The organism is Streptomyces sp. NPDC005492 (assembly GCF_040605995.1).
Taxonomy (GTDB): domain Bacteria; phylum Actinomycetota; class Actinomycetes; order Streptomycetales; family Streptomycetaceae; genus Streptomyces.
The window spans coordinates 38,610-44,769 of sequence record NZ_JBEXDX010000062.1 but is presented as its reverse complement, the minus strand read 5'-3'; the positions used below and the strand labels follow the sequence as shown (position 1 = coordinate 44,769).

The window sequence follows — 6,160 nt, the reverse complement described above, 5'->3', positions numbered from 1 at the left end:
CGCCGCTACTCCCGCTACCAGTTGCGCATCGCCGCCCGCGCCCGGGAACTCGTCGACCACGGGACCCCCATCGAGGCCGCCTGCCGCATCATCGTTCTCGAGGACCAGCTCGAAGAAGCCCAGCGCATCAACGCCGAACACCACCGCACCGCGGAATCGGCGAAGCCGACGAACACGGCCTGAGACGGGGGCCTGTCGATATTGGCGGGCATCGCCATTGGCGGGCATCGCCGGACAACCCAGTCCCAGTCCCGGTGCCGTTGACCCACCTTCGTGATCCTCAGCCGACCCGTAGCTCGGTCGTCGGCCCGGCCGTCTCGCGCAGAGCCCGCAGAAGTGCCGCCGCCGCGGTGATGCCCAGCGTGTCCGGCCACAGCAGGGCGAAGACGTCGCGGGTGGGCCAGTCGGTGAGGGGGCGGGCCACCACGCGGGGGTCGGTGTGGGCGGTGACGGCCAGTTCGTTCAGGACTGTGAGGCCGATGCGGTGGGCCACCAGGTGGTGCAGGGTGAGTTGGTCGTCGGCGGTGGCGGCGACGCGGGGGGTGAAACCGGCGTCGCGGCAGGCGGCGAGGAAGCGGGTACGGCCCGACTCCAGTACCCAGCGCTCGTCCGCCAGGTCGGCGAGGCGGACGCCGGCCCGGGCCGCGGCCGGATGGTCGGCGGGAAGCAGTACGCAGCGCCGGTCGGTGAGAAGGGGGATGCGGCGCAGGCGGGGGTCCAGGACGAGGGAGCCTTCTTCGGCCGCCGGTGCCCGTGGTGTCTCCGTCGGCTCCGTCCCCGCCACCTCGCACATCACCGCCAGTTCCACCTCCCCCTCCAGCAGCAGGCTGTGCGAGACGTGGCACTCGGACTGGGTGACCGTGACCTCCAGTTCCGGGTGGGTGCGGCGGAGGGCGCCGAGGGCGCGGGGGACCAGGGTGACGCAACTGCTCTGCATCGCCGCGAGGCGGATGCGGCCGCCCGCCGGGGAGGTCAGGACGGACAGTTCGGCCTCCGCCGTGCGCAGCGCGTCCAGGACGGTGGCCGCGTGCCGGGCCAGGGCGTGACCTGCCGGGGTGAGGCGGACGCCGCGGCCGCGGCGGGTGACCAGCGGGGCGCCGACGGTGCGTTCCAGCATGCGCATCTGGTAGCTGATCGCGGGCTGGGTGTATCCGAGGGACTCGGCGGCGGCCGTGTAGGTGCCGGTGCGGGCGACCTCGGCGAGGACCTGCAACTGTCGGGGGTCGTACATCCGGCAAGCATAAAGACCCTTTATTAATTCCCGGTGACATTCGAATTGGACCGCCGGGAGCGACGCCGACGATGCTTGTCGCGTGCCTACGGACAGCGTTCTCGTACGTCTCGAAAAAGTTAACAAGTACTTCGGGGACCACCATGTTCTACGTGATGTCGATCTCGATGTACGGAGCGGTGAGACCGTCGTCCTGATCGGGGCGTCGGGGTCGGGGAAGTCCACGCTGTGCCGTTGTGTGAACCGGCTGGAGGCGGTCGACTCCGGGCGGATCACGCTGGCAGGAGAGCCGCTGCCCGAGGAGGGGCGGGAGTTGGCCCGGCTGCGGGCGCGGGTCGGCATGGTCTTCCAGTCGTTCAATCTGTTCTCGCATCTCAGCGTGGTCGAGAACATCGCCCTCGCTCCGGTGAAGGTGCGCGGACAGTCGCGCTACGACGCCGCCGAGCGGGCCCGCGAACTGCTGGCCAGGGTCGGGCTCGCCGACAAGGCGGACGCGTACCCGGGGCAGTTGTCCGGCGGCCAGCAGCAACGCGTCGCTATCGCACGGGCGTTGGCCATGGATCCCGAGGTGCTGTTGTTCGACGAGCCCACGTCGGCGCTGGACCCCGAGATGGTCGGCGAGGTGCTGGACGTCATGACCTCGCTCGCGGCCGACGGGATGACCATGCTCGTCGTCACGCACGAGATGGGCTTCGCCCGTCGGGCGGCAGACCGCGTCGTCTTCCTCGACAACGGGAGGGTCGAGGAGACCGCGGCGCCCGACGAATTCTTCGACGGCCCGCGTTCCCCGAGGGCGCGTGAATTCCTGTCGAAGGTTCTCGCTCACTGAATCAGCACAACGATTCCCGAAAAAGCTTCTCGCAAAGAGCTTCCCGCAAGACTGAAAGAGCTTCCCGAAAGGCCATCCCCTATGAGAACGCGCCGTATTCTCACCGCCGCCTGCGCCCCCGCCGCGCTCGCCCTCACCCTGACCGCGTGCGGGGGCGGTTCCGCGGCCCTGCCGGCCGCCGCGTCGGGATCCGCGGCGGCCTCCGTCGACTCCTACCAACAGGTCCTCGACGCCGCCCCCGTCGCCTCCGCCGCCCAGATACCGGCCGGCAGCCTCATGGCCGCCATCAAGAAGCGCGGCACGCTCGTCGTCGGCGGCACCGACACCGCGGCGCTGTTCTCGCTCAAGGACCCGATCACCGGCAAGCTCACCGGCTTCGACGCCGGGCTCGCGGCGATGCTCGCGAAGTACATCACCGGCAGCGCGAGCAAGACCAAGCTCGTGCAGGTCGACGTCTCCACCCGTGAGCAACTGCTGCGGAACGGCGCCGTGGACACCGTCTTCGCGACGTACTCCATCACGCCCGAGCGGGCGAAGAAGGTGGACTTCGCGGGGCCGTACTACTCCTCCGGCAACGCGATCCTCGTCAAGAAGGGCGACACCGCCATCACGTCCGTCAAGGACCTGAACGGCAGACACGTCTGCGCGCAGAGCGGTTCCACGGCTGTCAGCAAACTCAAGGAGTTCGCCCCGAAGGCGACCGTCCTGCAGTTCGAGGGCAACAGCCAGTGCGTCGAGGCCGTCAAGCAGGGGCGCGCGGACGCCTACGTCAACGACCAGGCGCTGCTCGTCGGCGTCCAGTACCGCGACTCGTCCGTGCAGGTGGTCGGCAAGCCCTTCACCACCGACCCGTACGGCATCGGCGTACCGAAGCAGTCCCCGGAGATGAAGAAGTTCGTCGACGCCTGGCTGGAGAAGATCGAGGCGTCCGGGTTGTGGGCGAAGCTGTGGAAGGCGACGCTGGGCACCGCCGTGACCGGTGACGCCCCGAAGCCGCCGGTGATCGGCTCGGCCGAGGGCAGCTGATCCCCGCCATGACCGACCATCTCCCGGACATAGCACGGCAGTTGGGGCACGGTTTGCTGCTCACGCTCGCCATGACCGCGCTCGTCTTCGCGGGCGCGGTCGTGGGCGGCGTCGTAGTGGCCGTGCTGCGGATCTGCCCAATAAAACCGCTTCGGGCAGTCGGCGCCGCGTACGTCGCCGTGTTCCGCAACGTCCCCCTCCTCGTGCTGCTCGTACTGTTCGTGTTCGGGCTGCCCGATCTCGGCCTGCTGTACCCGCTGTTCGCCACCGCGGCCACGGCGATGGCCCTGTACTGGGCGGCGTTCGTGTGCGAGGTCGTCCGCTCCGGGGTCCGGGCCGTGCCGCCGGGGCAGGTGGAGGCGGCACGCGCGCTGGGCCTCGGCTTCGGGGCCTGCCTGCGGTACGTGATCCTGCCGCAGGCGATCCGGCCCATGGTGCAACCGCTCGGCAGCATCTTCATCGGCTGCGCCCTCAGTACGTCGCTGGCGGCGGCGGTCGGCGTCGCCGAACTCACCGGCCAGGCCCAGTTCCTCACCCTCCAGTACGACCAGCCGCTGACCAGCTTCGCCCTCACCACGGTCGTGTACGTCGCGATCACCCTCACCTCCGGCCTGTTCACCGGGCGGATCGAACGGCGACTGGCGGTGGCCCGATGACGAAGCCCGGTGGCGAGATCCACCTGCTCTTCGACCCGCCGGGCCCCCGCGCCCGCCGCCGTATCCGCATCGCCACGGCCGTCTCCCTCGTCGCCCTCGCCGCGCTACTCGCCCTCGCTGTACGGCAGTTCGCCGCGCACGGTCAGCTCGATCGCGGTCAGTGGTGGATGTTCGGGCAGTGGCCGGTCCTCCGCTTCCTCCTCGACGGACTCGGCGAGACCCTGCTCGCCACGGCGGTCGCCGCCGCGCTCGCCTTCCCGCTGGGCGGCCTGCTCGCGCTGGGCCGGCTGTCCCGGCACCGGTGGACGCGCGCGGTGGCACGGACGTACGTCGAACTCTTCCGTTCCGTACCGCTGTTGCTGCTCCTCTACGTCTTCCTGTTCGCGCTGCCCGGCATCGGCCTGACCTTCCCGGTGTTCTGGCAGTTGGTGATCCCCATCGTGCTGGGCAACGCCGCCGTCGTCGCCGAGATCGTCCGGGCCGGGGTGCTGAACCTGCCGCGCGGGCAGACGGAGGCCGCGTACAGCCTCGGCATGACGCACCGTCAGACAATGTGGCACGTGGTCGCCCCGCAGGCGCTACGGGCGCTGGTCCCGGCCCTGGTCAGCCAGTTGGTCCGGCTGCTTAAGGACTCGACGCTCGGGTACGTCGTCAGTTATCTCGAACTCCTGCACCAGGCAAAGGTGTTGGGCGAGTACTACCACGCGGTGCTGTCCACGTATCTGGTCGCGGCGGCCTGCTTCATCGCCGTCAACGCGGCCCTGTCCAGGACGGCGGCCTGGCTCGAAGCCCGCCGCCCCTGAAACCCGTAAGGAAGATCAAGCATGTGCCGCCTGCTGGGCGTGGTCACCCGCGTTCCCGTGCCCCTCGCCACCGCCCTGGACGAACTCGCCGTCCCCTTCACCGAGTTGAGCCACGAACACCACGACGGCTGGGGCATCGCCGCCTGGACCGGACAGGCCGCGGGCCCCCGGATCGTCAAGGACACCGCCCCGGCGGCCGGCAGCGGTCTCTGGGACGAGACCCTCACCGGCCCGCCCGCCGACGCCGCGCTGCTGCACCTGCGCCTGGCCAGCCCCGGGCTGCCCGTCGTCCCCGGCAACACCCACCCCTTCACCGCGGGCACCTTCGCCTTCGCGCACAACGGGTTCTTCGCGCCGTACGACGCCCTCGACGACCTCATCGACGCGGATCTGCTGGCCGGGGCGGCGGGCGACACCGACTCCGAGCGGTACTTCCTGCGCGTCCTGACCCTGCTGCGGGACACGGACCCGGTCGACGCCCTCGCCCGCACCGCGGCTGACGTCCGGGCCCGCGCCTCCTACGCCAGCCTCAACTGCCTGCTGCTGACGGAGCAGGCGCTGTACGCATACGCCGACGAGGACCCGGCCTCCGAGCCCAGCCGCCGCCGCGGGCCCGACTTCTTCCGGCTGCGGTACCGGATCGACGGCGACCGGGTCGTGGTCGCCTCCAGTGGCCTCCCGCAGCCTGAAGGGGAGTGGAGTGTGCTGCCGTACCGGCAGATCCTGGAGATCCGCCGCTCCAGCCTGCGGGTCTCGGTCCACCGGGTCGCGTACGACTCGGAGGTCGCGGAAGCGTGAGGGCTCAGCCGAGTGGACGGACGGGCTTGGTCGCGCGGACGACGGCCGAGTGCATGCCGTCCGCGACGGAGTGCGTCGGGGTGATGGTGATGTCGGTGAAGCCGGCGGCTTCGAGGCCGGACCGGTACTCGGCGAAGGAGAGCGCGCCGGCGATACAGCCGACGTAGTCACCGCGCTCGCCGCGCTGTCCGGGGGTGAGCGTGTCCTCGGCGACGACGTCCGAGACGCCGATACGGCCGCCGGGCCTGAGGACGCGGAAGGTCTCGGTGAAGACGGCGGGCTTGTCGACGGACAGGTTGATCACGCAGTTCGAGATGACCACGTCGACGGTGTTGGCCGGCAGCGGGATCGCCTCGATGGTGCCCTTGAGGAACTCGACGTTCGTCGCGCCCGCCCTCTCGGCGTTGGCCAGCGCGAGGGCGAGCATCTCCTCGGTCATGTCCAGCCCGTACGCCTTGCCGGTCGGGCCCACGCGGCGGGCGGACAGCAGGACGTCGATGCCGCCGCCGGAGCCGAGGTCCAGGACGCGTTCGCCCTCGCGGAGTTCGGCGACGGCGGTGGGGTTGCCGCAGCCGAGGGAGGTGGCGAGCGCTTCGGTGGGTACGGCGTCGCGTTCGTCGGTGGCGTAGAGGGTGGAGCCGAAGTTGTCGTCTGTCTCGACCGGCTGCGGCCCGCAGCAGCCGGACCCGCCCCCGGTGACCTGAAGGGCTGCGGCCGCGTACCGCCGACGGACGGTTTCGCGCAGGTCGGTGGACTGTTCGCTCATTGCGTCACTCCTAGGGCTTCCTGCCTGGTTGTATTGATGTCTGCCGATGCA

At 70.3% G+C, this 6,160-nt stretch carries 7 protein-coding genes and 1 pseudogene; 6 read left to right on the top strand and 2 right to left on the bottom strand.

Annotation, left to right across the window (positions count from 1 at the left end; genetic code table 11):
- Positions 1 to 183, top strand: a pseudogene (locus ABZT04_RS42065) (MerR family transcriptional regulator); the annotation flags it as partial.
- A 97-nt stretch (positions 184 to 280) separates the two neighbouring features.
- Here ABZT04_RS42065 and ABZT04_RS42060 read toward each other — a convergent pair.
- Positions 281 to 1,231, bottom strand: coding sequence for a LysR family transcriptional regulator (locus ABZT04_RS42060; RefSeq protein WP_356064872.1), 951 nt, complete (start codon positions 1,229 to 1,231; stop codon positions 281 to 283).
- Positions 1,232 to 1,313: 82 nt separating this feature from the next.
- Between ABZT04_RS42060 and ABZT04_RS42055 the strand changes: the two genes are divergently transcribed.
- From ABZT04_RS42055 to ABZT04_RS42035, 5 genes are all read left to right on the top strand, one after another.
- Positions 1,314 to 2,060, top strand: a complete 747-nt coding sequence (locus tag ABZT04_RS42055; protein ID WP_356064869.1) for an amino acid ABC transporter ATP-binding protein — start codon at positions 1,314 to 1,316, stop codon at positions 2,058 to 2,060.
- 81 nt (positions 2,061 to 2,141) lie between these two features.
- The gene (locus ABZT04_RS42050; protein WP_356064866.1) at positions 2,142 to 3,086 is read left to right on the top strand and encodes a glutamate ABC transporter substrate-binding protein; all 945 of its coding nucleotides are present in this window, start codon (positions 2,142 to 2,144) and stop codon (positions 3,084 to 3,086) included.
- A gap of 8 nt (positions 3,087 to 3,094) precedes the next feature.
- Positions 3,095 to 3,742, top strand: coding sequence for an amino acid ABC transporter permease (locus ABZT04_RS42045; protein ID WP_356064863.1), 648 nt, complete (start codon positions 3,095 to 3,097; stop codon positions 3,740 to 3,742).
- On the top strand, positions 3,739 to 4,545 hold the full coding sequence (locus tag ABZT04_RS42040) for an amino acid ABC transporter permease (RefSeq protein ID WP_356064860.1): 807 nt from the start codon (positions 3,739 to 3,741) through the stop codon (positions 4,543 to 4,545). The genes ABZT04_RS42045 and ABZT04_RS42040 overlap by 4 nt, the downstream gene beginning before the upstream one ends.
- 21 nt (positions 4,546 to 4,566) lie before the next feature.
- The gene (locus ABZT04_RS42035; RefSeq protein WP_356064858.1) at positions 4,567 to 5,343 is read left to right on the top strand and encodes a class II glutamine amidotransferase; all 777 of its coding nucleotides are present in this window, start codon (positions 4,567 to 4,569) and stop codon (positions 5,341 to 5,343) included.
- Between the two features lie 4 nt (positions 5,344 to 5,347).
- Here ABZT04_RS42035 and arsM read toward each other — a convergent pair whose 3' ends face one another.
- Complete coding sequence (arsM, locus tag ABZT04_RS42030) at positions 5,348 to 6,109, bottom strand: arsenite methyltransferase (protein WP_356064855.1); 762 nt, start codon at positions 6,107 to 6,109, stop codon at positions 5,348 to 5,350.
- Between the last annotated feature and the right edge of the window lie 51 nt (positions 6,110 to 6,160).